The sequence below is a fragment of the Arthrobacter sp. 210 2 genome (assembly GCF_059093025.1).
Genome location: NZ_JBNHIE010000001.1, coordinates 229,381 through 253,254, shown reverse-complemented (window position 1 = coordinate 253,254; position 23,874 = coordinate 229,381). Strand labels below are relative to the sequence as shown.

The following is a 23,874-nucleotide window of genomic DNA, read 5'->3' as shown; positions in this document are numbered from 1 at the left end:
GCCGGGGGTTCGACGGGACACTAGTCGAACCAGGGATCGAGTCCATGCAGCGGGAACACGGCCTTGCGGGTGGCCATGACGGTACGGTCCACGGCGTCGTTGGGATCGAAACCGACCTCCCATGACCGCCACCACAGCTCCACGTCGTCGCCCATCAGGCCGGGCGTGGATGTGCCGAATTTCTCCTCCACATAATCGCGCCAGTCCTGCGGCACCGGGGTGCGCAGCGGCACCGGCCGCCCCGCGGCGATGGCCACCAGGTGACTCCAGGACCGCGGCACCACATGCAGGACGTTGTACCCGCCGCCACCGGTGGCGATCCAGCGGCCGTCGCAGTGGCGCTCAGCGAGATGTCCGACGGCGGACGCTGCCTCCCGCTGGCCGTCAACACTGAGATTGAGGTGCGTGAGCGGGTCCGTCCGGTGGGAGTCACAGCCGTGCTGGCTTACGATCACTTCGGGTTCGAAGGCGGCCACGAGCTGCGGCACCACGGCGTAAAACGCCCGAAGCCAGCCCGCGTCGCCTGTTCCGGCCGGCAAGGCGATGTTAACGGCCGTCCCCTCCGCCTGCGGCCCGCCGATCTCGTTGGCGAACCCGGTTCCGGGGAACAGTGTGAGGCCGGTTTCGTGCAGGGAAAGGGTGAGGACCCGGGGATCGTCCCAGAAGATGCTTTCCGTGCCGTCGCCGTGGTGGGCGTCAACGTCGATGTACGCCACCTTGCGGATGCCGCCGTCGAGCAGCTTCTGCACGGCAAGTGCGGCGTCGTTGTAAATGCAGAAGCCGCTGGCACGGTCCCGGGCCGCGTGGTGCATGCCGCCGCCGAAGTTCACGGCGTGCAGGGCTGACCCGTCCAGGATCCGGGACGCGGCCAGCAGGGATCCGCCCGCCAGCCGCGCGGCGGCTTCATGCATGCCGGCAAAGGCGGGGTCGTCCTCGGTGCCCAGGCCGCGGGATTCGTCCGATTCGGACGGGTCCTCGCTCACCCGCCGCACCGCCGCAACGAACTCGGCCGAATGCACGGACTCCAGGTCGGCGTCGCCGGCCACCCCAGGGGCTTCCACCGAAACATGCTCAAGATCGAACAGTCCCAGGCTCCTGACCAGGCGTGCCGTAAGGTCCATCCGCTCCGGTGCCATGGGGTGGCCCGGTCCGAAGTTGTAGGCGGTCATGTCAGGGCTCCACGCCACCGTCGTTGGCGGCGCGGGCTTGCTGAGACCGGGCAGGTATGTCATCAATCACAGGCTACCGGAGGCCGGGCCCTTGTCCGCCCGGCCATTACGCGGGCATTAGTGGTTTACTACTGAGGGAAGCAGATTCAACCGAGGAAAAGCCACACATGACGCAAAGCCAGTCGAGGCCCCGGAATTCGGCCAGCTGGCACCCCGCGCAGGAGCGGGAGGGCCTCTGGATCCTAACGCAGCTCCGCGACTTCATCGACGACATTGCCAACACCTCCCCCGCCCGGCTTGCCCTGAGCGCGTTCGCCGCCGTCTGCCTGGTGTTCACCTTCCTGCTGTCCTTGCCCGTTTCCTCTGCCGCCGGCACCGCAACCCCACTGCACCAGGCCATGTTCACCGCAGTTTCCGCCGTGTGCGTTACAGGCCTCACGGTAGTGTCGACGGCGGTCCACTGGTCCTTCTTCGGCCAGCTGGTGATCCTGATCGGCGTGTTCATCGGCGGCCTGGGCACGCTGACCCTGGCGTCGCTGCTGGCCCTGATGGTGAGCAAACGGCTCGGCGTCCGCGGCAAGATCATTGCGGCGGAATCCATGAACAACGCAGGCCGCCTCGGTGAAGTAGGTACACTGCTGCGGATCGTCATCACCACCTCCGTAGTCATCGAAGGGATCCTGGCGCTGGCGTTGATCCCACGGTTCCTCACCCTGGGCGAGCCGTTCTGGCAATCCGTGTGGCACGGAATCTTCTACGCCATCTCATCCTTCAACAACGCCGGCTTCACCCCGCACTCGGACGGCATCGTCCCGTACGAGACTGACCTGTGGATCCTGGTTCCGCTGATGCTGGGCGTCTTCCTGGGCAGCCTTGGATTTCCCGTGGTGATGGTCCTGCAGCAGAACGGCTTGAACTGGAAGCGGTGGAACCTGCACACCAAGCTGACCATCCAGGTTTCCTTCATCCTCCTGGTGGCGGGTACGTTCCTGTGGGGCCTGATGGAGTGGGACAACGCGCGGACCATCGGCACGATGGGTTTCGGAGACAAGGTGACACACTCGCTGTTCGCCTCCGTCATGACCCGGTCCGGCGGGTTCAACCTGGTGGACCAGAACCAGATGGAATCCACCACCATGCTCCTGACGGATGCCCTGATGTTCGCCGGCGGCGGCTCAGCGTCGACGGCGGGCGGCATCAAAGTGACCACCATCGCCGTGATGTTCCTGGCCATCGTTGCTGAAGCTCGGGGCGACGCCGACGTCAAGGTGTACGGCAGGACCATCCCGGAGGGCAGCATGCGGGTGGCCATTTCGGTCATCGTTGCCGGCGCCACCCTGGTGTCCGTCTCTGCGTTCCTCCTGCTTCACATCAGCGGCGCGTCCCTGGACCGCGTCCTGTTCGAGACCATTTCCGCGTTCGCCACGGTGGGGCTGAGCACCAACCTCAGCGCGGAGGTTCCGCCCGAGGGCGTGTACGTCCTGACAGCGCTCATGTTTGCGGGCCGTGTAGGCACCGTAACCCTCGCCGCCGCCCTGGCCCTGCGCCAGCGCAGCCAGCTCTACCACTATCCCGAAGAGAGGCCCATCATTGGCTAGTTCCCCAGACGCCCCCAGGCGCCCCGCCCATAATGCTCCGGTGCTGGTGATCGGGCTGGGCCGCTTCGGTTCATCCACCGCCGAGCAGCTGGTGAAGCAGGGCCGTGAAGTGCTCGCGATCGAACGGGACCGGACCCTGGTGCAGAAGTGGGCTCCCCTGCTGACCCATGTGGTGGAGGCCGACGCCACCAACATTGACGCACTCCGGCAGCTTGGAGCCCAGGAGTTCAGCTCGGCCGTCGTGGGCGTGGGCACGTCCATTGAGTCTTCCGTGCTGATTACCGTCAACCTGGTGGACCTGGGCATTGAACATCTGTGGGTGAAGGCGATCACGCCATCGCACGGCAAGATCCTCACCCGGATCGGCGCCAATCACGTGATCTATCCGGAGGCAGACGCCGGCGTACGGGCTGCCCACCTGGTGTCCGGGCGCATGCTCGACTTCATCGAATTCGACGACGACTTCGCCATCGTCAAGATGTACCCGCCGCGTGAAACAGTGGGTTTCACGCTCGATGAATCCAAGGTCCGCTCCAAGTACGGCGTGACGATCGTGGGCGTGAAGTCACCGGGTGAGGACTTCACCTACGCGCGGCCGGAAACCAAGGTGTCCTCGCGGGACATGCTGATCGTGTCCGGCCACGTGGACCTTCTGGAGCGCTTCGCCGCCAGGCCGTAGGGGTTTCGGCGGGCGTTAGCCGAGCTGTTTGGTGATCTCTGCTGCCCTGTCCGCTGCGGCCTTTGCGCCGGCGGCGATGATGGACGGGATGCCCTGCTCATCAAAGGTGGCGATGGCGCGTTCCGTGGTGCCGTTCGGGCTGGTGACCGCCTTCCGCAACGTTGACGGGTCGGCACCGGGTTCGGCGAGCATCAGCCCGGCGCCGGCTACGGTTTCGCGGGCCAGGAGCAGGGACAGTTCATGGTCCAGGCCCAGTTCCACCCCCGCGGCGGCCATTGCTTCAGCGAGGTAGAACGCGTAGGCGGGTCCCGAGCCGCTGATGGCCGAGAGCGCGTCCACCTGTTCCTCAGGTACTTCGACGACCGTTCCCGCGCCGCGCAGGATGTCCTTGACCTGCTGGAGCTGTTCAGGGGTGCAGTTGGTGCCGGGCGAAACGGACACCACGCCGCGGCCCAGTTTGGCCGGTGTGTTGGGCATGGTCCGGATGACCGGCTGCCCGGCGGGAAGCGCGGCTTCGAGCTGGGCGATCGACACCGCGGCGGCCACGCTGACCACTACGGTGTTCGGCGAGAGAGCCTCGCTGATTTCCCGGGCGAGGTCCGCGATGCCCACCGGCTTGACGCCAAGAATGACGACGGCGGACCCCTTGGTGGCCTGCCTGTTGTTGTCCGGTTCCTCCTCGCCTGCGATGGCGGTGATGCCGTGGTACCGCTCGGCCAGTTCGGCGGCACGCTCGGCGCGCCGGACCGTAGCCACGACGTCCGCCGGATCCGTGCCAGCTTCCAGCAGGCCGCCGAGAATGGCCTCGTTCATGGATCCACAGCCAAGGAATGCGATTCGGTTGCTCATGGCTCCATCATTGCAGTTAGCCACGGCGGGTGCCGACTTCTTACAGCAACGCGGGGTCGGATAAAGCCCAATTCCTGCCCGATTTTGAGCCGTACTGACCCCGCGTTGGTTGGATTCACAGCTGGCTCCCATGTTCAGCGCAGGTCCCTCACAAGTTGCACCCCTACTGTGGTTATTACCTCATTGAGGGTGCGAGTGATGCGGCAGGCATGGGGATGTCTGCCAGGGCACCGGCGGCTGGCAACAGGTTTTCCCCCATTTTCCTGTTGCCGGCCCCGGTGCTTCCGCTTTTAACGGCCAATCCTAGACAGGTGCCTCCACGGCCTGCGGGGCGGCGATATGCGGCGCGGGTTCAAGAGGCCCGGAGAAGACCAGCTGGTCAAGGCGGCGCAGGATGAGGCCTTCGCGCAGGGCCCAGGGGCAGATCCGGAGCTTCTTGAATTTGAACAGCTCCAGTGCAGCCTCAGCCACCAGCGCGCCGGCCAGGAGCTGGTGTGCGCGCGCCTCGGAGACACCGGGCAGGTGCAGCCGGTCTTCGGCTTTCATCGCCGAAATGCGCTGCGCCCAGATCCCAAGATCGGAGGCGTGCAGTTCCCGCTTGACGTAGGGACCGCCCGCGCTCGGTGCCGCCCCGGCGATCCGGGCCAGGGACCGGAAGGTCTTGGAGGTTCCGGCCACCAGGTTGGCCCTGCCCAGGCCGTCGAACTCCCGGACCGCGGGCTTCAGGGTGGCCTGGATGTACCGCCGCAGTTCCTTCACGCTCTTTGCGCTGGGAGGGTCCTCCGCCAGCCAGTCCCGGGTGAGCCGGCTAGCGCCCAAGGGCACTGACGTGGCCACCTCCGGGAGCTCGTCCTGGCCAAAGGCCATCTCGAAGGAACCGCCGCCAATGTCCAGGTTCAGGATGGGGCCGGCACCCCAGCCGTGCCAGCGGCGAACGGCGAAGAAGGTCATGGACGCTTCCTCACTGCCGGTCAGCTCCTGCAGCGTCACGGTGGTTTCATGCTTGACGCGGGCCAGGACCTCTGGACCGTTGGTGGCCTCGCGGATGGCCGACGTACAAAACGCCAGGAGGTCCTCGGCCTTGTGCCGGGCCGCGAACTCCCACGCTTCCAGTACGAACTCGGTGAGTTCGTGCTGCCCGGCGTCGCTGATGCTGCCGTCAGGCTCCAAGTACTGGACCAGGGACAGGGGCCGCTTGTGCGAGGCAAAAGGAACCGGGCGCGCACCAGGGTGGGCATCCACCAGCAGAAGATGGACAGTGTTGGACCCGATATCGAGGACGCCTAGTCGCATCCTGCCATTATTCACTGGCGCGGCAGGTGTATTCCAACCGCCACCCGGTCAACGGGTGCAGCAGGTCAATTGTTGCGGCGTCAGTTGGTGGACGGGTCCGTCGGGGCATCGCCGGGAAGTTCGTCCGCGCGCTTGAAATCGCGCTTGATGTTGGCGACGCCCTCGGGGTTGATTTCGAAGCCGTAGGCCGCCCCGGGGTTGATGACCATGCCCAGCTCCTCGCCGATGTTGGCGATGATCGCTGCGCCCTGGGTGCCGAGCACGTTAGGGGCTGCTGCAAGATACTGCTCGTCAACACGGCTGGGGTGCGAGAAGACGGCAAGGACGGGGTCGCCGTCGGAGTTGGCCAGGACCAGGGGCTCCACCTGGGAGTCCTCCCCCTCGATGCCGTCCGAGCTGACGATGTACACCTCGCTGTTGAGGAAGGACAGGATGACGTCCACGGGACTCGCGTCAGGCTCTCCGCCCTTGGCGAGCTTCTCCTCAAGGTCGTTCAGCGGAGTCGGGTCGGCAATTCCGGGCTGTTCAGTCATGCCTCTACCCGATCACGTTCCGGTGCCCCGCGCAAACGCCGGTGGCTGAGCTGTTCGAAACATGGGTTTCGAACAGCTCAGCCACCGGAAGAGATTACTTCTTGGCCGTTGCCTTCTTTTTGGCCGGCGCCTTGCGGGTGGTGGTGCGCTTGACCGGGCCCTTGGCGCGCTTCTCGGCGAGGAGCTCCACGGCCTGTTCGCGGGTGAGTTCCTCCAGCGAGGTGGCGCGCGGAACGGTGATGTTGGTGATCCCGTCGGTGATGTACGGGCCGAACCGGCCTTCCTTCACCACGATGTTCTTCTCGGACACGGGGTCGGGGCCGAACTCCGCCAGCGGCGGCACCGCAGCACGGGCACCGCGCTGCTTCGGCTGGGAGTAGATCTCGAGGGCCTGCTCCAGCGTGATGGTGAAGATTTCCTCCTCCGAGCCGATGGACCGGGAGTCCGTCCCCTTCTTCAGGTAGGGGCCAAACCGGCCGTTCTGCACGGTGATGAGGTTCCCTTCGGCGTCCTCGCCCAGGACGCGCGGCAGGCTCATGAGCTGCAGCGCCTCGTCGAGGGTTACGGACTCGACGGTCATGGACTTGAAGAGCGAGCCGGTGCGCGGCTTGGCCTTGACCGGCTTCTTAGGCGGCTTGGGCTTGCCGTTCTTGTAGTACTCCACCGGCTGGTTGGCGATCTGTTCCTCGGTCATCTCGGGGATGACCTCGGTGACATAGGCCCCGTAGCGGCCGTTCTTGGCAACTACGGTGTGGCCCGTGTGCGGGTCGGTGCCCAGCACCCTCTCCTCTGGGGCCGCCGTCTCCATCAGCTCGATGGCCTTGGCCGCCGTCAGTTCATCCGGTGCCAGGTCCTCCGGCACATTGGCGCGCACCGACTCCACGATTTCCCCGGTCTTGGGGTCGACGGTGGCGGCGGAACTTTCCAGGTATGGACCAAACTTGCCAACCCGCAGCGTGATCTCGTCGGTGATGGGGATGGAGTTGATTTCCCGGGCGTCGATCTCGCCCAGGTTGTTCACGATGCTGAGCAGGCCCGGATCGGAGTCTTCCCCAAAGTAGAAGTGCCGAAGCCAGGAGGCGCCAACGGCCTGGCCGTTGGCGATCTTGTCCAGGTCGCCTTCCATGTCCGCGGTGAACTCATAGTCCACGTAGTCGCTGAAGTGCTGCTCCAGCAGGCGGATGACCGAGAAGGCGATCCAGCTGGGAACCAGGGCTGAGCCCTGCTTCCGGACGTAACCGCGGTCCTGGATGGTGGAGATGGTGGAGGCGTAGGTGGACGGGCGTCCGATGCCCTTCTTCTCCAGCTCCGCCGTCAGCGACGCTTCGGTGTACCGCGGCGGCGGCGAGGTTTCGTGGCCCACGGCGATGATGTCCGAGGCCTTGAGGGCATCGCCCTTGGCAACGTTGGGAAGACGGCGGGCTTCGTCGGAGTCGTCGTCGCCGCGGGTCTCGTCCTTGCCTTCCTCATAGGCCGCAAGGAAGCCGGGGAACGTGATCACGGTGCCGGACGCGGAGAACTCGGCATCCCGCCCGTCCGCAGCCACCGCACCCAGGCGGATGGTCGCCGTCGAGCCCTTGGCATCGCCCATCTGGGATGCAACGGTCCGCTTCCAGATCAGTTCGTACAGCCGGAACTCGTCGCCCGAGAGCTGTTTTGCCACCTGGGCAGGCGTGCGGAAGGAGTCACCGGCGGGACGGATGGCCTCGTGGGCTTCCTGCGCGTTGGCGGACTTGTTGGCGTACACGCGCGGGGACTGCGGAACGTACTCGGGGCCGTACAGCTCGGCAGCCTGCCGGCGGGCAGCGGTCACGGCTTCGTCGCTCAGCGCGGACGAGTCGGTACGCATATAGGTGATGTAGCCGTTTTCGTACAGCCGCTGGGCAACCTGCATGGTGCTCTTGGAGGAGAACCGCAGCTTGCGGCCTGCTTCCTGCTGCAGTGTGGAGGTGGTGAACGGCGCGGCCGGGCGGCGGGTGTACGGCTTGGTGTCCACGGAACGGACAGTGAACGAGGCATCCTGCAGCCCTGCTGCCAGCGACGTAGCCAGCTCCTCGTTGAGGTGCGCCACGTTCTTGGAGGTGAGGACGCCGTCGTCGTTGAAGTCGCGGCCGGTGGCCACCTTGGCGCCGTCAACAGCCGCGAGCTTGGCTTTGAAGGAGCCGGAATCCGCGCCGAACTGGCCGGTGAGGTCCCAGTAGGACGCCGCCTTGAACGCCATGCGTTCGCGTTCCCGGTCCACCACCATGCGGGTGACAACGGACTGCACACGGCCGGCGGACAGGCCGCGCGCCACCTTGCGCCACAGGACCGGGGAGATTTCGTAGCCGTACAGGCGGTCCAGGACGCGGCGGGTTTCCTGGGCGTCCACCAGCGCCGAATCGACGTCGCGCAGGTTGCCCATGGCGCGCTGGATGGCTTCCTTGGTGATTTCGCCGAACGTCATCCGGTACACCGGGACCTTGGGCTTGAGCACTTCCAGCAGGTGCCACGCGATGGCTTCGCCCTCGCGGTCCCCATCGGTTGCGAGGTAAAGTTCGTCCGCGTCTTTGAGCGCCGCCTTGAGCTCGGTCACCTTTTTCTTCTTGTCCGCGGACACCACGTAGTACGGCTTGAAGTCGTGCTCGATGTCCACGGCGAACTTGCCCACCGAGGTTTTCTTCAGCTCTGCGGGGAGCTCGGACGGCTGCGGCAGGTCGCGGATGTGACCAATGGAGGCCTCAACGATGAAGCCCTCGCCGAGGTACTTGGCGATGGTCTTGCTCTTGGCCGGAGACTCCACAATCACGAGTTTCTTGCCGGTTTTGGCCTTGCTTGGCACGGTGCTCCTACAGAAAAAGGTTGCTGGGGCAGATGAGCCCATATTGGCCTAGTTCACCATATTTTGGAGAATTGTGCGCATTCCTGTGGAAAACCGGGGGCTGCAGGCAGACGCCGCGGACGCCTAATCGGCAGCAGGAATAAGGAAGCCGTCGCGGACCAGGTTTTCCACATCGGCAAGCAGCGCGCCCCGGAAGGTACCGGCGTCAAAACCGCCGTCCGGGCCATCTTCGACGGCACCCATACTGCCGCCCAGCAGGGCCTCCAGCGCACCGGCGATCTGCCCGGCGGACAGGTCGCCGTCGCACGCCGACACAAAGCCGGCCAGTTCCGTACTCAGCAGGTTGGTGCGGCGCAGCCCTGCCCCTTGGCGCAGCAGGATAACGCCCGGGTGCTCGGCGCCCGGCCGCTGGTGCCGCTCCTCCGTGACGTCATCCGCCACCAGCAGGTGCGCGTCCTCAATGTCGTTGGCCGCCAGCCAGTCGCTGCGTTCGACGGCGGCGCCCAGGTGGGGGCCGATGGGCTGCTCGATGGGGTAGGTGATTTCCTCGAAGCGGCTGACCGCGACGTGTCCGCCAGTAACGGGACGCCGCAGCCAGACCATCCCGAAGCCGATCCCCTCCACCTGCCGGGATTCAAAGTCGGCGAGGTAGGCCTCATAGGCATCGCGGTAGTGCTGCCGGTCCCGGCCTTCCGACGCGTCCTGCAGCCAGGTCTCGGCGTACTGTTCCGGGCTGACCTGTTCCCGCTGGATGAACCAGGCGTCCACGTCCGGACCGGCCCAGCTTTGCGGACGTTCCTGCCACTCGGCGCCGGCCGGCACTTCCCAGTTGCCCAGAAGCTGGGCTGTTCCGGCAGGGGCGAGGACCGACGGCAGCGCCCTGACCAGCGAGGCGACGATCTCGTCGCCCGGCATCCCGCCGTCCCGGTAGGTGAACTGCTCCGCGGCCTCCTCCCCCGGACGCCGCGGGGTGATGACAAAGGGCGGGTTGGACACCACCAGGCCGAATTCCTCACCCGCCACCGGATCCAGGAGCGACCCGAGCCGGAGGCTCACCCGGTCCTCCAGCCGCGCCGGGTCAACAGAGAGGGCCTCGGCGTTGAGCAGGATATTGAAGCGCGTGAAGGCCAGGGCCCGTTCGGAAATGTCGGTTGCCGTCACGTGCTCGCAGTGGTGGAGGAGGTGGAACGACTGGATCCCGCAGCCCGTACCGAGGTCCAGCGCCCGCTCCGTGTGCCGCCTGATGGTGGTCTGCACCAGTGTTGTGGAAGCCTGGCCGATGCCCAGGACGTGGTCATGCCGCAGCACGCCCGGCTGCTGGTGAGCAGCGAGGTCACTGGCCACCCACAGTTCGGCCCCGCCGCTGCCGTCATCGTTCGCATCCCAGCCGTAGGGCCGCAGGTCCGCCTTGGCGGCCAGCCGTCCCGAGCCGGGAACGGGCTGCAGCAGCCCCAGCTCCAGCAGGCCCTCGACGCGGATGCCCGGCAGGGCGGCGTCGAGCGTTTCCCGTTCCTGGGGTTCGGCCAGGAGCCACAGACGGACGACGGCGGCAAGCGCCGCTGCGCCCTCGTCCTCCCGGACGGCGCGCTCGGCAGCGAGCAGGGCAGGGATGGTCTGGTCCCGGTTCAACGCGGCCGACGCGGAGGGCCCGAGCAGCCGGGCGACGCCGTCGAGCGTGTAGCCGAGCCGGCGCAGGTCAGCGGCGAGCGCCGTGAGCAGTTCGGGAAGGTCGCTGCGCGGGGCGTCGGGGGTGTTGCCGGCGGTGAACTCGTAATGGGATCTAGGCACCGGACAAGTTTAGTCCGGCGGGATGCGCCGCCCGGGGCTGCGCCAGCCGGCAGTGCAGCCTGGTCCCGCCCAGGCGGTAGCGTGGAAGCATGCCTTCCCGACTTTCCTTCCTTCCGCGCGCCCGCCGCGGAACCGCTGTGCTGACATTCAGCGCCCCGGTGGCCGCGGCCCTTGCATTGGCCGCCTGCGCACCCCTGGTGTCCATCGAGAACGTGGACGTTCCGCAGTGGCGGGCCACCGCGCTGCCCACGGCTTCGGGGACGGTCCTGGCGGACGCCGGCAAGATCCTTAACCGGGACCGCATCATCGAGGAAGCGGCCAACGTTCCCGCAGGCCGCTACACGCTGACAGCCACCTGCGAAGGCGGCGGCAAGGCCTTTTTTGCGGTATCGCTGAACGGCGCCCAGCTGGTGGACCACGGCGCGGCCTGCAACGGCAGCAAGGAAACAACCCGGATCACACTGCCTGAGGCAGGCACCCTGAACATCAGCACCTCCAGCGTGGACGCTCCGCTGATCTTCGCCTACCACCTGGTGCCTGCCGAATAGGGAGCGGTGGGACTATGGCCCGCCGGCGCGGGCAGGCATAAAGTCGGATTATGCCCAGCGTGCGGAAAGCCTCCGCGCCCCGTCCCGTACGGACAGCACGGGCGCCGCTGGCACGGAAGCCGGCGGCCGCCGTCGTCCTGGGCATCGTGCTGGCAGCGGGAACGCTAAGCGGCTGCGAATATACGTACGACGACGGCCGGGACTGGTCCGCCCCGGCGGAAGCGACACCGCTCCCGGGCCCGGTGTTCACTCGTGACCCGCTGCGGCGGGACCCTGTGACCGAAGCCGAGCTGGAGGGGTGGATCTCCGAGACCCTCCCCGACACCCCGCAGGCGGTGGTCCACGCGGGGGCCGGGCTGCTCGGCGCCGGGGAGGTGCGGACCGAAGCCACGCCGGTCCTCGAAACCGGCACCTATGCGCTGGCCCTTGCCTGCCGGAGCCAGCGGCGGGTGACGTTTACGGTCCGCAGTGATGCGCTCACGCTGGTGGAACTTGGGCTCAGGTGCGGCGTCAACCGCGAAAACGTCATTTACCTCTCCACGGAGACGGCCCTGACCATCACCGTTGAGGCTCGAACCGGAGCCAACTTTGCCTACCGCGTGCGGCGCCTGTGATCGCGCGCGGGAGGCAGCTCCAGGGGTGTTCAGGCGGCGCAGCCCTCCGGACACCGCAGCGTTTCCGGACTGGCGGCGCACCCGGCGCAGTAAAGCGTGAGGGTGCGGCAGCTGGGGTTGGAGCAGTTTTCGAACTTGCTGGTGGGTGCAGAGCAGCGGGTGCATTCGCCGATGGTCTTGGCGTCCTCGCTGAACTCCAGGTGCATGCGTTTGTCGAAGACGTAGAGGGAGCCTTCCCAGAGGCCCTGGTCCTTGAAGGTCTCGCCGTACCGGGCAATGCCGCCGTCCAGCTGGTAGACCTCTTTAAAGCCGCGGTTCACCATGAGGCTTGAGAGCACCTCGCAGCGGATCCCGCCCGTGCAGTACGTGACCACGGGTTTGTCCTTGAGTTCGTCGTACTTGCCGGACTCCAGCTCCTTGATGAAGTCGTGGGTGGTGGCGACATCCGGGACCACCGCGTCCTTGAACCGGCCGATCTGGGCTTCAAACGCGTTCCGCCCGTCGAAGAACACCACCTCTTCCCCGCTCTGTTTCTTCGCGTCCACCAGCTCGTGCAGCTCTTCCGGCTTCAGGTGCTTGCCGCCGCCCACAACACCGTTGGCGTCCACCGTGAGCTCGCCGGGAGCTCCGAAGGAGACGATCTCGTCGCGCACCTTGACGCTGAGCCTGGGGAAGTCGTCCGCGCCGCCGTCGGACCATTTAACGTCGATGCCGCGGAAGCCCTTGTACTCCCGGGTGGTCTTGACGTACTGCTTCACGGCACCGATTTCACCGCCTACGGTGGCGTTGATGCCGTCCTTGGAGATGATGATGCGGCCGGTGAGGCCCAGCTTTTCGCAGAGGGCACGCTGCCAGAGACGCACTGCGTCCGGGTCCGCGATGGGGGTAAAGCCGTAAAAAAGGACAATTCGGTTCAAAGCCACGTATTTAAGGGTACCGGCTGGGGTTCCTGGACCGGATCGGCGCCTCCTGCATCACGATTGCATAAGCACTCCGCCGCCCACTGTTGCTGGCGATCGGGCTGGATTAGTGTTCAGTCATGAGCCCGGAAACCATGATTGAAGACATCACAGGCCTTCTTGAAGTGTGGGTGGCCGGCTGGGCCGGCTGCCGCGGATACCAGACGTCCACCGAGGGCCGCTTCCCCGCTGCGCTCCGGGCCGACACCAGCGGGGAATGGGAATTCTTCGCCTCCGATCCAACCCCGGAAGAGTTCGCGGCCTTGGCGGCCAAGACTGCCGAGGTCCCCGCCCGGGTGCTGACCATCCTCACCAACGACGTCGACCGCTACGCCGCGCTGGCCCGCCAGCACGGGCTGAACGTCACCTCCGACTCGCAAACCATGATGATCGTGGACATGGAAACGCAGGACGCCGAGGACCCGTGGCTTTCGGACGACGACCTGAAGCTGTACCTGTCCGAGCACAACCACGTCCACTATGCGGAAGTGCGCTCCGGCGACACTGTGGCCGCCAGCGGCCGGGTGTTCGTGGTGGGCGATACCGCGGTGTTCGACAAGATCATCACCGAACCGGGGTTCCAGCGCCGCGGACTGGGCAGTTTCATCATGCGGGCCCTCGCTGCGCAGGCCTTCGAACACGACGTGGAGACCGGGTTGCTGCTGGCGTCCATTGACGGCCAAAAGCTGTATTCCCATCTGGGCTGGAGCACTGTCTCGCGGGTCCTGATGCTGTCGGCATCCCATGACGGTTCCGACCTTTCCCTGAGCTGACCCTCCTTCTTCGGCAGATCCAGCCGGTCGGGTTACCCCTTGGGCGAACCGGCCCGGCTGGCTCCGTGACGGGTGAAACAATGTTGGGGTGAACCCCCATGACTCCCTGATTCCCCTGCTGGGCCGCGGCCCGGATCCGGAACAGCTCCGTCATGTCCGCACCATCCCGGCCCGCGCCGCCCTGTACGAGCCGTGGCCGGACTGGCTGCACCCTGATGTGGCCGCGGCATACGGCTCGCTGGGCATCCAGGAGCCGTACCGGCACCAGGTGGAAGCGGCGAACATCGCCCACGGCGGCGAACATGTGGTGGTGGCCACGGGAACGGCGTCCGGAAAGTCGCTGGCCTACCAGCTGCCTGCGCTGGATGCCATCCACCGCTCGGAACTGCGCGTCCTCGCCGAGCCCGGCAAGATTCACGACGACGGTGCAGTCACCCTCTATCTCTCCCCCACCAAGGCGCTGGCCGCCGACCAGCTGAACGCGATCCGGGCTCTGAAACTGCCCACGGTGAGGGCGGAAACGTACGACGGCGACACGGACCCTGCCTCCCGGCGCTGGATCCGGGACCACGCCAACTTCATCTTGGCCAACCCCGACATGCTGCACTTCGGCATCCTCCCCAACCACGCCTGGTGGGCCGGGTTCTTCCGCCGCCTCCGCTATGTGATCGTGGACGAAGCCCACAGCTATCGCGGTGTGTTCGGCTCCCACGTGGCCAACCTGATGCGGCGGCTGCGGCGCATCTGTGCCTACTACGGAGCCGGCTCGTCCTTCCCCGAACCCGTGTTTATTGCCGCGTCAGCCACCGCCTCCGATCCCGATGCCTCGTTCTCCAGGCTGATCGGCGCACCGGTCAGGGCGGTCTCCCGGGACTGTTCGCCGCACGGTGCCACCACGGTGGCATTCTGGGAACCTGCCCTCACCGAGGTCCGGGGCGAAAACGGTGCCAAGGAACGGCGCACGGCGGTGGCCGAAACAGCCGACCTGCTGGCCAACCTGGTGTCCGCCCAGGTCCGCACGATTGCCTTCATCAAATCGCGCCGCGGGGCCGAAACCATCTCCTCCATCACCAAGCGCCTGCTGGACGAGGTGGACCCGAGCCTGCCGCAGCGGGTGGCCGCCTACCGGTCCGGTTACCTCCCGGAGGAGCGCCGTGCGGTGGAGAAAGCCCTGCGGTCCGGCCGGCTCCTGGGAGTCTCCAGCACCTCCGCGCTGGAGCTGGGAATCGACATTTCGGGACTGGATGCCGTCCTGGTGGCAGGGTGGCCCGGAACCCGGGCTTCCCTTTTCCAGCAGATCGGGCGGGCCGGCAGGGCCGGGCAGGAGGCCATCGCCGCATTCGTTGCCAGCGACGACCCCCTGGACACGTTCCTGGTGAACCATCCGGAGGCGATCTTCGACGTGTCCGTTGAAGCTACCGTTTTCGACCCCTCCAACCCCTACGTGCTGGGTCCGCACCTGTGCGCCGCCGCCGCGGAACTACCGCTGGGCCCGGGCGAGCTGGACCTGTTCGGCAAAACGGCGGAAGGGCTCCTGGACAAGCTGGTGGCACAGGGCTACCTTCGACGGCGGCCTGCCGGGTGGTTCTGGACGCATTCCCAGAGCGCCGCTGCCATGGTCAACCTGCGGGCCGACGGCGGCGGTCCCGTCAGCATTGTCGACGCGGACACGGGTTCCCTCCTCGGCACCATGGATTCGCCGCAGACCCACTACCAGGCGCACAACGGCGCGGTGTACATCCACCAGGGCGACAGCTATGTGGTGGAGGACCTGAACGAGGACGACCACTGCGTGGTGGTGCGCCGGGCCAACCCCGACTACTACACCACCGCGCGGGACGTTACCCAGATCGAGGTCCTGGAAACCCAGCGCACCATGCAGTGGGGCGACATCACAGTCCACTTCGGGGACGTGAAGGTAACCACCCAGGTGATCTCGTTCCAGCGCAAGGCACTGATCTCCAACGAAATCCTGGGCGAGGAACCATTGGAGCTCGGTGCCCGGGAACTGTTCACCAAGGCGGTGTGGTTTGTGGTGGACAACCGGTCCCTGACAGCAGCCGGCCTTATCGAAGCCCAGTTTCCCGGTGCCCTGCACGCGGCCGAACATGCGGCAATCGGGCTCCTCCCCCTGGTGGCATCCAGCGACCGGTGGGACATCGGCGGTGTCTCGACGGCCCTGCACGCCGACACCGGAGTGCCCACCATCTTTGTGTACGACGGGCACCCCGGCGGCGCGGGGTTTGCTGAACGGGGTTTCGACAAGGCGAAGGTGTGGCTGGCTGCCACCCGGGATGCCATCAAAGCCTGTGAGTGCGAATCCGGCTGCCCGTCCTGCGTGCAGTCCCCCAAATGCGGGAACAAGAACAACCCGCTGGACAAGGACGCTGCCGTGACCCTCCTGGACGTCCTGTTGAAGGACGCGACCGAAAAGACCCCAGCCGCCGAACCAAGCGCCGGCATCCGGCCCGCCTAGGGACAGAGTGTTTGGCCGGTGGCGACCCGTCAGGCCAGGGTTGGGTGCCCGCCAAGGTGGGGAGCCCGCCAAGGTGGAGTGTCCGGCCAAGAGAGGTTCATGGCTAGGACGGGCGGATGCTAGGGCGGCGGTCCGGCCCGGGCATGGCCGCTTGCCGGGCCCAGCATGGACCGCTCCCTCAGCTCTGTCCTGACCTCGAGGATCTGTCCTGCGCCTTCCGCGCAGCTGAGGACGGCGGCCGCGTGCCGGGCAGCCACCTCAGCTGCCACCGTGCAGGGTTCACCGTCGGTGATGCCCCGCAGCGCATCAGCTCCGGCAAGGGCGGCGAGGTCAGCGGCCGAAGCTGCCCGACTGGCCAGCACTGCAGACTGGGCCAGGAGCAGCATCATGGCCATCACCAGCATGACCACCAGTGCCAGGCCCGCGGCCAGGACAGTTCCGGAACCCCTCTCACCGGAATCCTCCTCCAACCCGGCCCACGGCTCGTGCACCCCGCTCCGCACGGCAGCCCTCCTGCTCCGGCTCGTTCTCCAATCAGGCAACGGAACATAGGCCAGGCATCCACCGGTCACGTCCCATCCTCGCGATCAGCGGCCACGCCGACCTGGAGCACGTCGACCTTAAGCGCGGCGGCCTGGAGCGCGGTGGCGGTCTCGCTCCGGGTGGAAGCGCGGGCGGTCAGGGTCCATGGAATCGAGGAACCCAAGGGCCCACCCACCCGGTCGGTGACCGTGATGCTGAACCAGCCGCCCTCGGCCGCGATCGAGGCCGATGCCGTGCCGCCGGCCAAGGTCCGGACTGTCCTTTCGACAGCGGCAGGATCCTCACCCCTGGCGAGGGCGCGGGCGCCGGCCCGTGCCCCCTCCTCAATCCGCAGCTGGGTGACGCCTGCAGCGGCACCTGCCAGGAGCATGGCCAGCAGAGCAACGACAGCGGGTAGAACGACAGCAAACTCGGCGGTTACCGCGCCACGGGAATCATCAGCGTTCCTTCCGCCGGACATCACAGCTGTGGGGATTCCCCGGCTTCCGCGGCCCATGAGGAGCTTCCGGCCCCGCAGTGGCACGGGCGCAATGGTCACGGCAGCGCCAGGGCTGTACGGATGAGTGTCAGCAGGAAGCCGCGGACCTCGTCGCTTCGGAGGATGAAGACCAGGAGCCCGGCGAGGCCCACGGCCGCGAGCGTGGCGATTGCGTATTCCGCTGTAGCCATGCCTGCTTCGGAGACCATCAGGCGCACGGCGCGGCCGCTGCTCGGTGCCAGGCTTGCGCCCGGGTAGAGCTCCACGACGTTGGCCGGCAGGGTACCCTCCGTCCGGCGGGGCCCCGTGCTGCGGCTACGGCTGCCGCTGTGTCCCCCGGGAGCAGGCCTGGAAGCGGCGGGAACGGCAGATCCGGCAAAGTAGCGGCGGTGGTGGTTCATGGACATGTGGTGTTTCCTTTCCTGGGGCCGGTGGTGTTGCCGGCTGTACCGACTCTTCCGGTCCCCCACTGGCGCGGTAAGGCTCCTGCTGCGCTAAGTGGATAAGCCCGGCCGCTGCGCTGGTGTGGAGGACAAGCTGGTGTGGAGGACAAGACCGGACAGCGGGCCGGGATGGGCCGGGGCCCGCGTTTAGGAACCGGAAGGAAGCTCAGGAACCGCAAGGATTTAGGAACCGGAAGGAACCAGGGCCAGCAGCACGGGAACCACGCCCAGGCAGATGAACGCCGGAAGCGAACACAGGCCCAGCGGAACCACCAGCTTCACCCCCAGTGAGGCTGCGCGCTTCTCAACGGCCCGGAACCGTTCGCGGCGGAGCCGGGCGGCCTGGGCGTACAGGATGGCCGACGACGGTGCACCGGTCAGTGCAGCAAATCCCAGGGCATCGCGCAGTTCGAGGATCTCGGGAAGGCGAACGGCCGAGCTGCGCCAGGCGGTGTCCCAGTCGGCGCCGATGGCCAGGGCTGAGACAACAGGCCGGAGCGAATCGCTGTACCGGGCCGAAGCCGAGGCTGCCACCAGTTCAAGGCTGCGCCCAATGCTGGACCCTGCGTCAAGCATCGCGGCGACCAGTTCGAGCATCATGGCCGTGTCCTTGAGACCGGGCCCTCCCCGGTTCCGCGTGGCACCCGCCGTCTGTTCCACACGCCCAGCCCCGTCCCCGGCCAGAGGCAGGCTGCGCAGGCGCTTCCTTGCCGCCCCGGGTCCGGCACAAACGAGGCAGGCAGCTGCGGCGAGCACCAGGAAGACGGCCAAGGCCAGGGCGTAGTTCCCGGTCATGGCACCCCAGCGCCGGCTGCCGCCGCCACGAGACGCGCCGACCAGACCCTTCCGGCCACGGTGAGCGCGACGCCGGCTGCCAGTGCTGCCAGCCCGAGGGGTGTGCCGAGCAGGATGGCGAGCGGATCCACCCCCAGCGCCACTCCGAGCCCCAGCCCCATGAGTGGAAGCCAGGTCAGGAGGCTCACCGTGGCCTTGGGACCAGCGAGTGCGGTCTGCCGTGCTGCGTCGGCGTCGTCCTCCACTTCCAGCTGGGCGGCGAACCGGGTGAGCACGTCCGCAAGGGGACATCCGCTTGCTTCGGCGATGTCCAGGCAGGCGGCCAGCTCCGACCAGATCCGGGTCTCCCGGTCCCCGCCGGCAGGCGCGGCCGGCAGCGTCCGCCGGATTGCGTCCGATACCGGGGTGCCCCCGGCCGCCGCCGCGCGGGCAGAGCCGAGCACGGCGATCGACCCGGCGGACAACGCGCCGGAGGGGTGCTGCCGCGGGGATGGTGGGAAGCGGGGCGCCGCGGATGCGGGCAGGTGCGGTGGCTGTTCGTGGCCGGGAGCCCCGTACACCACCCACAGTTCGTCCCACAGCCGGGCAGGGGTCCGCCCGCCTTTGAGCAGCGCCGCGAGTTGCTGGACCACGAGGGTCATGGGCGACCCCCGCATCGTTCTCCCTTTCCTGGCTGCAGGCCTGGCCCGCGAAAAGATCCGCATTCCCATGGAAGCGGATGCGGGAGCCGAACCCTGACCTGCGGCACGGCGCAGCCGGCCCGGAGCCCCGTACGGCGGCTTGAGCAACAGCACCGCAGCAAGGCACAGGGCCGCGGCCAGGAGGAAAATCACGCGAGACTCTCCGGGTCCAGTCCCAGCCGGGCTGCCAGTGCGGGCCACGCCGGACCAACACCGGGCGCGGCAACCCCCGGCCCGGGAACGCCCGCAGCCGTTCCCAGCGCCGGGACCACAGAAAGCCCGTCTGGACCATCACCGATCAGGCCCAGGCACGTTACCTCCCGGCCCCGGCGTGTCCGTTCTACGTGGATGACCACGTCGAGAGCACTGGATGCCTGGAGCCGCACGGCATCGGGACCCAGCCCGGCCAGGGCGCCCAGGGCTGTCAGCCGGGCCGGAACAGCGGTGGCAGTGTTGGCATGGATTGTTCCGCCCCCGCCACTGTGTCCGGTGTTCATGGCAGTCAGAAGCTCCCGGACCTCCGCGCCGCGGCATTCACCCACCACCAGCCGGTCAGGGCGCATGCGCAGGGCCTGCCTGACCAGTTCGCCGAGGTCCACCTCGCCGCCGCCTTCAAGGTTCCCGTGGCGGGATTCCAGGGACACCACATGCGGATGGACGGGGTTCAGCTCGGACGCGTCCTCGATCAGGACCAGCCGCTCCTCCGGGGAGCACAAGCCCAGCAGGGTGGAGAGCAAGGTGGTCTTCCCGGATCCGGTGGCGCCGCTGATCAGGAAACTCAGCCTGTGCTCGACGACCCTCTCCAGGACAGCCTGCATCTGCGGGCCGAACATTCCGGCCGTGCCGAGTTCGTCCATGGTGAACACCCGTTCCCGCCGGATCCTGACGCTGAGCAGGGTCCCCGCCGTGGAGACCGGCGGGAGCACGGCGTGGACGCGGTAGCCGCCTGCCAGCCGCACATCCACGCAGGGCGAGCCGTCGTCCAGCCTGCGCCCGCCCGCCGCGACCAGCCTGCAGGCCAGTGCCCGCAGCTGGGTTTCACTGTCGAAAACCACCGGCGTCCGCTCGATGCCGCGGCCCCTGTCCACCCAGACGGAATCAGGAGCGTTGACGAAAATGTCCGTGGCGGCAGGATCCCGAGTGAGTTCCTGCAGCGGCCCCAGCCCGTTGAGTTCCGCGCTGATCCGTTCCGCTGCAGCGAGGGAACCGGCGGTGCCCAAAAGCTTGCCGGTGGCCTGCACAGCGGCGGCCACCCGCGATGGCGTCACCGCCCCGGCCTCCGCCATCATGGACTCGCGGACTGATTCCAGAAGGCCGGCGTCCACGCTGCGCCTGCTGCGGAAATCCTGCTCGCGGCCGTCCCGCCTGCGGCCGCCCAAACCTGTTTCCAGTCCGGGCTGTTGCCTCATGCCGGCCCGCCCACCGGCATATCGTCACCGAGCAGGTCAAGGACCGACGCGGCAAAGTGGCGGACGCCCCGCCGCTTGCCGAGGTCCAGGAGCCGCCCGGATTCCGTGGCTGCGGCCACACCGCGCAGTTCGGGCACCCGGCCCTGGACAGGCAGGCCAATCGCGTCGGAGAGCAGCGAGCCGTCCAGCGCTGCGCCGGGTTTCCCCCGGACCAGGAGGGCAGCCTCAACCGGCGGAAACTCCTGCAGCAGCCGCACGGCCGCCACGGCTGCCTTGAGCTGCGCGGGAACCACGAGCAAAATCCGGTCGCAGTCCCAGGCAAAGGCCTGCAGCGGCTCTGTCCTGCGCCCGATGTCCACCACCACCAGTTCATAGCCCCGCCGGGCAGCGTCGAGAACTCCCACGGTGGTAGCAGTGGCCACCGGAGCCGGCTGGTCCCTGCTGGCGGGCCATGACAGGAACGAGAAACCCCCGGCTACGGGCAGGGAGTCGGACAGCTGTGCCGGGTCGATGCTGCCCCTCGCCTCGGCGAGATCGGGCCAGCGCAGCCCCGGGTTTTCCTCTGCCGCGATGGCGAGTTCCAGGCCGCCGCCCCAGGGATCGCCGTCAACGAGCAGCACGCGGACGCCCAGGCCTGCCGCTGCCTGCGCTATCCAAACGGCAGTAGTGGTTGCGCCGGCACCGCCGCACCCGCCGGTCACGCCGAGGACCAACCCTCCCGGGCCGGGCGATTTGGACCGGCTGAGGTGGTCAGCCAACCACGCCGCCGCGTCCGGCAGGACGGCAACCCGTTCTGCCCCCAAGGCTGCGGCGAGGTGCCACAGGCTGTCGCCTTCACCGTCGAGGCCCACCAGGACCGCGGGTGCCCGGCGCCGCGGGGGCAGCTCGCGGATGTCGCTCCCCACCAGAACTGCGCCGGCCCCGTCCCAGTACCTGCTGGCCCCGGCAGCGTCAGCCGCGACCCGAAGATGCGCTCCGGCGGCGGCAACAATCCGCTCCACCTCGGCCCGGAGAAACGCCGACGACGTCACCAGGAGCACGTCATCGGAACCCTCCGGCAGCCAGGAATCGGCCCTGTCCCCTGGACTTGCCTCACCGGGACTGAATATTCCCTGCTGTCCCGCCCCGGAAGGCCGCAGCTTTCCGCCGCCGGAACTGCCCTGCTCGGTGTGGGAAGGGGTCAACTGGTGCCTGCTCATGGGGCCACTCTTCACTGCCGGCCGAAGCCACGTAAGGGATCACGGCCGCTATGTGGAAAAGCCCAACGGGGCAGCCAGGCCGAGGCCACACCGTCAGCGGGGCCCCCGGAAAACAGGGCACAATTGGACCATGTACCTGCTGCTCGCCGCCCACCCCGACGGCGTGGCCCTGCAGGAGCTGACGCAGGCCGGACTCCCCCAGCCAGCCAACCCCGAACCGCGCCTTGTGGACCGAAGCGGCCTGGCCGCCGTCGTCCGCGATCTGGAAACGAGGCGGCCCGGCGGGCAGCCGCCCCGCTGGATCTGGCACCGCACCCGGGACTGGTATCCGGACCTGCTCGCGGCCGGCGTGGAGCTGGAGCGGTGCTACGACATCAGCCTCTGTGGGAACATCCTGGCCTTTTCGCAGTTCACCGCCCATACCGAATACGCGCGCAACGCCGTCACGATGCCAGTGGATGATCCGCTGCTCCCTCCAAAGGCGCTCCTGCCGCCCCGTCCGCCGGCTGAGCAGGGCGCCCTGTTCGACGAACCCGAGACCGGTCCCGCACCGCGGTACACCCCGGACGAACTCCGGTCCGAATACGCCGCCCAGCAGGATGCCCTGGCGGCGGTGGACACCGGGGAGAACCGGCGCAGCCGGCTGCAGCTGCTGCTGGCCGCTGAATCCGCCGGCGCCATGATCGCCGCGGAAATGCAGCATACCGGCGTCCCATGGAGGGAGGATCTGCACGAGAAGATCCTCGTTGAGTACCTGGGGCCACGCCCGCCCGCGGGCCAGCGGCCGGCCCGGCTGGAGGCGCTGAACTCGGAGCTCCGGGAGTTGCTGAACTCGCCCACGCTGAACCCCGATTCCCCGCAGGACCTGATGCGCGCCCTGCACCGCAACGGAATCGAGGTGAACAGCACCCGGAAGTGGGAGCTGAAAGAGTCGAACCACCCGGCCATCGGGCCGCTGCTGGAGTACAAGAAGCTGTCCCGGCTGCACACCGCCAACGGCTGGGCGTGGCTTGATGCCTGGGTTGCCGGCGGCAGGTTCCGGCCCGAATACGTGGTGGGCGGGGTGGTGTCCGGCCGCTGGGCCTCCCGCGGCGGCGGTGCACTGCAGATCCCCCGCCAGGTCCGCGGTGCCGTGCACGCCGATCCGGGCCACAAGCTGATCGTCGCTGATGCCTCCCAGCTGGAGCCGCGCGTGCTGGTTGCATTGGCCAGGGACTCCATCATGGCTGAGGCTGCCCGGGACCAGGACCTGTATGCAGGCATCGCCGCCAAGGGGTTCGGCGGTGACCGGGCGAAGGCGAAGGTTGCCCTGCTGGGTGCCATGTACGGCGCCACCTCGGGCGAATCCGGCCGCCTGATGCCCCAGTTGGCAAGGACCTATCCGCGTGCGGTGGACTTCGTGGAACGCGCGGCGCGCGCCGGCGAGTCAGGCGGCACCGTGACCACGCGTCTGGGGCGCAGCAGTCCGCCGCCGTCGGAGCGATGGTTGCAGAGCCAGCGCTCCACCACGGCGGAGGAGCAGCGCCGTGCGGAGTCCATTGCCCGGTCCCGGGGCCGCTTCACGCGGAACTTCGTGGTCCAGGGCTCGGCGGCAGACTGGGCGGCGTGCTGGCTTGCCGAATTACGACGACGGTTGCGCAGCCTCCGCACGGAAGGCACCGTGGGTGCCGAACTGGTCTTCTTCCTCCACGACGAGGTGATGGTCCACGCACCGGCGGAGAAAGTGGACGCCTGCATCAAGGCTATCGAAGACGCGGCCAGCGCAGCCAAGGAGTTGCTGTTCGGCCCCATCCCGGTTGAGTTTCCGGTCAGCGTGGCCGTGGTTGATTCCTACGACCACGCAAAGTAACTGGCCGCGCGGTCCTCAGTTAAGGGAAAGTAACCTACCCGGCAGTAGCTCGACGGGCAGCGTGACGGAGGTTACAGTTCATACCGGTGACTGAGGCAGATCGGCGCCAAAGATGATGCAAAGACGCATACCCAGGGGAGGTCCGGCATATGGCGGGCAGGTTTGAAATTCATCGAGTTGGAGACGAGTCGTACCGGCTGCGGCTCACGGACGCTGAAGGCAACATTGTTGCCGTTTCACCCAACTTCAAGTCGCTGAACACGCTGGTTGACGGCATCAAGGCGATGCGGGAGAACGCAGCAACAGGCGTAGTGGTAGACCTGCGGCAGCAGCAAGCCTAAGCCTGGAGTTTTACGGGCGCCCGGCACCATAACGGGC

Annotated in this window: 22 protein-coding genes; 8 read left to right on the top strand and 14 right to left on the bottom strand. The window is 67.4% G+C overall.

The window, feature by feature from the left end:
• Window positions 1–20: 20 nt before the first annotated feature.
• A complete protein-coding gene (locus AC5RWA_RS01185; RefSeq protein WP_494056221.1) occupies window positions 21–1,232 on the bottom strand; it encodes an acetoin utilization protein AcuC in 1,212 nt (403 codons plus the stop codon).
• Window positions 1,233–1,336: 104 nt separating this feature from the next.
• Here AC5RWA_RS01185 and AC5RWA_RS01180 point away from each other — a divergent pair, with 104 nt between their 5' ends.
• Window positions 1,337–2,767: a TrkH family potassium uptake protein gene (locus AC5RWA_RS01180; RefSeq protein ID WP_494056220.1), complete on the top strand. Its 1,431-nt coding sequence runs from the start codon at window positions 1,337–1,339 to the stop codon at window positions 2,765–2,767.
• 40 nt (window positions 2,768–2,807) lie between these two features.
• Window positions 2,808–3,446 carry a potassium channel family protein gene (locus tag AC5RWA_RS01175; protein WP_172801511.1) on the top strand — a complete coding sequence of 213 codons (639 nt, stop codon included), beginning with the start codon at window positions 2,808–2,810 and terminating at the stop codon, window positions 3,444–3,446.
• Between the two features lie 15 nt (window positions 3,447–3,461).
• Here AC5RWA_RS01175 and proC read toward each other — a convergent pair whose 3' ends face one another.
• The 5 genes from proC to AC5RWA_RS01150 all read right to left on the bottom strand — a co-directional run bounded on the left by proC (window position 3,462) and on the right by AC5RWA_RS01150 (window position 10,730).
• Window positions 3,462–4,295, bottom strand: coding sequence for a pyrroline-5-carboxylate reductase (gene proC, locus AC5RWA_RS01170; protein ID WP_494056219.1), 834 nt, complete (start codon window positions 4,293–4,295; stop codon window positions 3,462–3,464).
• A 303-nt stretch (window positions 4,296–4,598) separates the two neighbouring features.
• Complete coding sequence (locus tag AC5RWA_RS01165; RefSeq protein WP_115524833.1) at window positions 4,599–5,588, bottom strand: Ppx/GppA phosphatase family protein; 990 nt, start codon at window positions 5,586–5,588, stop codon at window positions 4,599–4,601.
• 80 nt (window positions 5,589–5,668) lie between these two features.
• Window positions 5,669–6,121 carry an SseB family protein gene (locus AC5RWA_RS01160; protein ID WP_079597549.1) on the bottom strand — a complete coding sequence of 151 codons (453 nt, stop codon included), beginning with the start codon at window positions 6,119–6,121 and terminating at the stop codon, window positions 5,669–5,671.
• A 94-nt stretch (window positions 6,122–6,215) separates the two neighbouring features.
• Window positions 6,216–8,942 (bottom strand): type I DNA topoisomerase, encoded by a 2,727-nt coding sequence (gene topA / locus AC5RWA_RS01155; RefSeq protein ID WP_494056218.1) that lies wholly within the window; start codon window positions 8,940–8,942, stop codon window positions 6,216–6,218.
• A gap of 123 nt (window positions 8,943–9,065) precedes the next feature.
• A complete protein-coding gene (locus tag AC5RWA_RS01150) occupies window positions 9,066–10,730 on the bottom strand; it encodes a DUF7059 domain-containing protein (RefSeq protein ID WP_494056217.1) in 1,665 nt (554 codons plus the stop codon).
• 89 nt (window positions 10,731–10,819) lie between these two features.
• Here AC5RWA_RS01150 and AC5RWA_RS01145 point away from each other — a divergent pair, with 89 nt between their 5' ends.
• The gene (locus AC5RWA_RS01145) at window positions 10,820–11,278 is read left to right on the top strand and encodes a DUF6023 family protein (RefSeq protein WP_494056216.1); all 459 of its coding nucleotides are present in this window, start codon (window positions 10,820–10,822) and stop codon (window positions 11,276–11,278) included.
• A 50-nt stretch (window positions 11,279–11,328) separates the two neighbouring features.
• Window positions 11,329–11,892 carry a DUF6023 family protein gene (locus AC5RWA_RS01140; RefSeq protein WP_494056215.1) on the top strand — a complete coding sequence of 188 codons (564 nt, stop codon included), beginning with the start codon at window positions 11,329–11,331 and terminating at the stop codon, window positions 11,890–11,892.
• A 29-nt stretch (window positions 11,893–11,921) separates the two neighbouring features.
• Here the strand turns inward: AC5RWA_RS01140 and trhO are convergent, their stop codons facing one another.
• Entirely contained in the window at window positions 11,922–12,815 is an 894-nt protein-coding gene (gene trhO, locus AC5RWA_RS01135) for an oxygen-dependent tRNA uridine(34) hydroxylase TrhO (protein ID WP_494056214.1), read from the bottom strand.
• 116 nt (window positions 12,816–12,931) lie between these two features.
• On the opposite strand from trhO, the gene AC5RWA_RS01130 reads away from it, so the two are divergent.
• Both AC5RWA_RS01130 and AC5RWA_RS01125 read left to right on the top strand, forming a co-directional pair.
• Complete coding sequence (locus AC5RWA_RS01130) at window positions 12,932–13,624, top strand: GNAT family N-acetyltransferase (RefSeq protein ID WP_494056213.1); 693 nt, start codon at window positions 12,932–12,934, stop codon at window positions 13,622–13,624.
• An 88-nt stretch (window positions 13,625–13,712) separates the two neighbouring features.
• A complete protein-coding gene (locus AC5RWA_RS01125) occupies window positions 13,713–16,100 on the top strand; it encodes a DEAD/DEAH box helicase (protein WP_494056212.1) in 2,388 nt (795 codons plus the stop codon).
• Between the two features lie 119 nt (window positions 16,101–16,219).
• On the opposite strand, the gene AC5RWA_RS01120 is transcribed toward AC5RWA_RS01125, so the two are convergent.
• The 7 genes from AC5RWA_RS01120 to ssd form a co-directional block, all read right to left on the bottom strand.
• On the bottom strand, window positions 16,220–16,603 hold the full coding sequence (locus tag AC5RWA_RS01120) for an Rv3654c family TadE-like protein (RefSeq protein WP_494056211.1): 384 nt from the start codon (window positions 16,601–16,603) through the stop codon (window positions 16,220–16,222).
• 65 nt (window positions 16,604–16,668) lie between these two features.
• Window positions 16,669–17,181 (bottom strand): TadE family type IV pilus minor pilin, encoded by a 513-nt coding sequence (locus AC5RWA_RS01115; protein ID WP_494056210.1) that lies wholly within the window; start codon window positions 17,179–17,181, stop codon window positions 16,669–16,671.
• A complete protein-coding gene (locus AC5RWA_RS01110; RefSeq protein ID WP_494056209.1) occupies window positions 17,178–17,528 on the bottom strand; it encodes a DUF4244 domain-containing protein in 351 nt (116 codons plus the stop codon). The genes AC5RWA_RS01115 and AC5RWA_RS01110 overlap by 4 nt, the downstream gene beginning before the upstream one ends.
• 219 nt (window positions 17,529–17,747) lie before the next feature.
• Window positions 17,748–18,359 carry a type II secretion system F family protein gene (locus tag AC5RWA_RS01105; RefSeq protein ID WP_494056208.1) on the bottom strand — a complete coding sequence of 204 codons (612 nt, stop codon included), beginning with the start codon at window positions 18,357–18,359 and terminating at the stop codon, window positions 17,748–17,750.
• Window positions 18,356–19,015 carry a hypothetical protein gene (locus AC5RWA_RS01100; RefSeq protein ID WP_494056207.1) on the bottom strand — a complete coding sequence of 220 codons (660 nt, stop codon included), beginning with the start codon at window positions 19,013–19,015 and terminating at the stop codon, window positions 18,356–18,358. Before AC5RWA_RS01100 ends, AC5RWA_RS01105 begins: the two co-directional genes overlap by 4 nt.
• Window positions 19,016–19,188: 173 nt before the next feature.
• On the bottom strand, window positions 19,189–20,448 hold the full coding sequence (locus AC5RWA_RS01095; protein WP_494056206.1) for a TadA family conjugal transfer-associated ATPase: 1,260 nt from the start codon (window positions 20,446–20,448) through the stop codon (window positions 19,189–19,191).
• The gene (gene ssd / locus AC5RWA_RS01090; RefSeq protein WP_494056205.1) at window positions 20,445–21,647 is read right to left on the bottom strand and encodes a septum site-determining protein Ssd; all 1,203 of its coding nucleotides are present in this window, start codon (window positions 21,645–21,647) and stop codon (window positions 20,445–20,447) included. Before ssd ends, AC5RWA_RS01095 begins: the two co-directional genes overlap by 4 nt.
• A 130-nt stretch (window positions 21,648–21,777) precedes the next feature.
• Here ssd and AC5RWA_RS01085 point away from each other — a divergent pair, with 130 nt between their 5' ends.
• Both AC5RWA_RS01085 and AC5RWA_RS01080 read left to right on the top strand, forming a co-directional pair.
• Window positions 21,778–23,496: a bifunctional 3'-5' exonuclease/DNA polymerase gene (locus AC5RWA_RS01085; protein ID WP_494056204.1), complete on the top strand. Its 1,719-nt coding sequence runs from the start codon at window positions 21,778–21,780 to the stop codon at window positions 23,494–23,496.
• A 149-nt stretch (window positions 23,497–23,645) separates the two neighbouring features.
• On the top strand, window positions 23,646–23,837 hold the full coding sequence (locus tag AC5RWA_RS01080; protein ID WP_079597563.1) for a YegP family protein: 192 nt from the start codon (window positions 23,646–23,648) through the stop codon (window positions 23,835–23,837).
• Window positions 23,838–23,874: the final 37 nt, after the last annotated feature.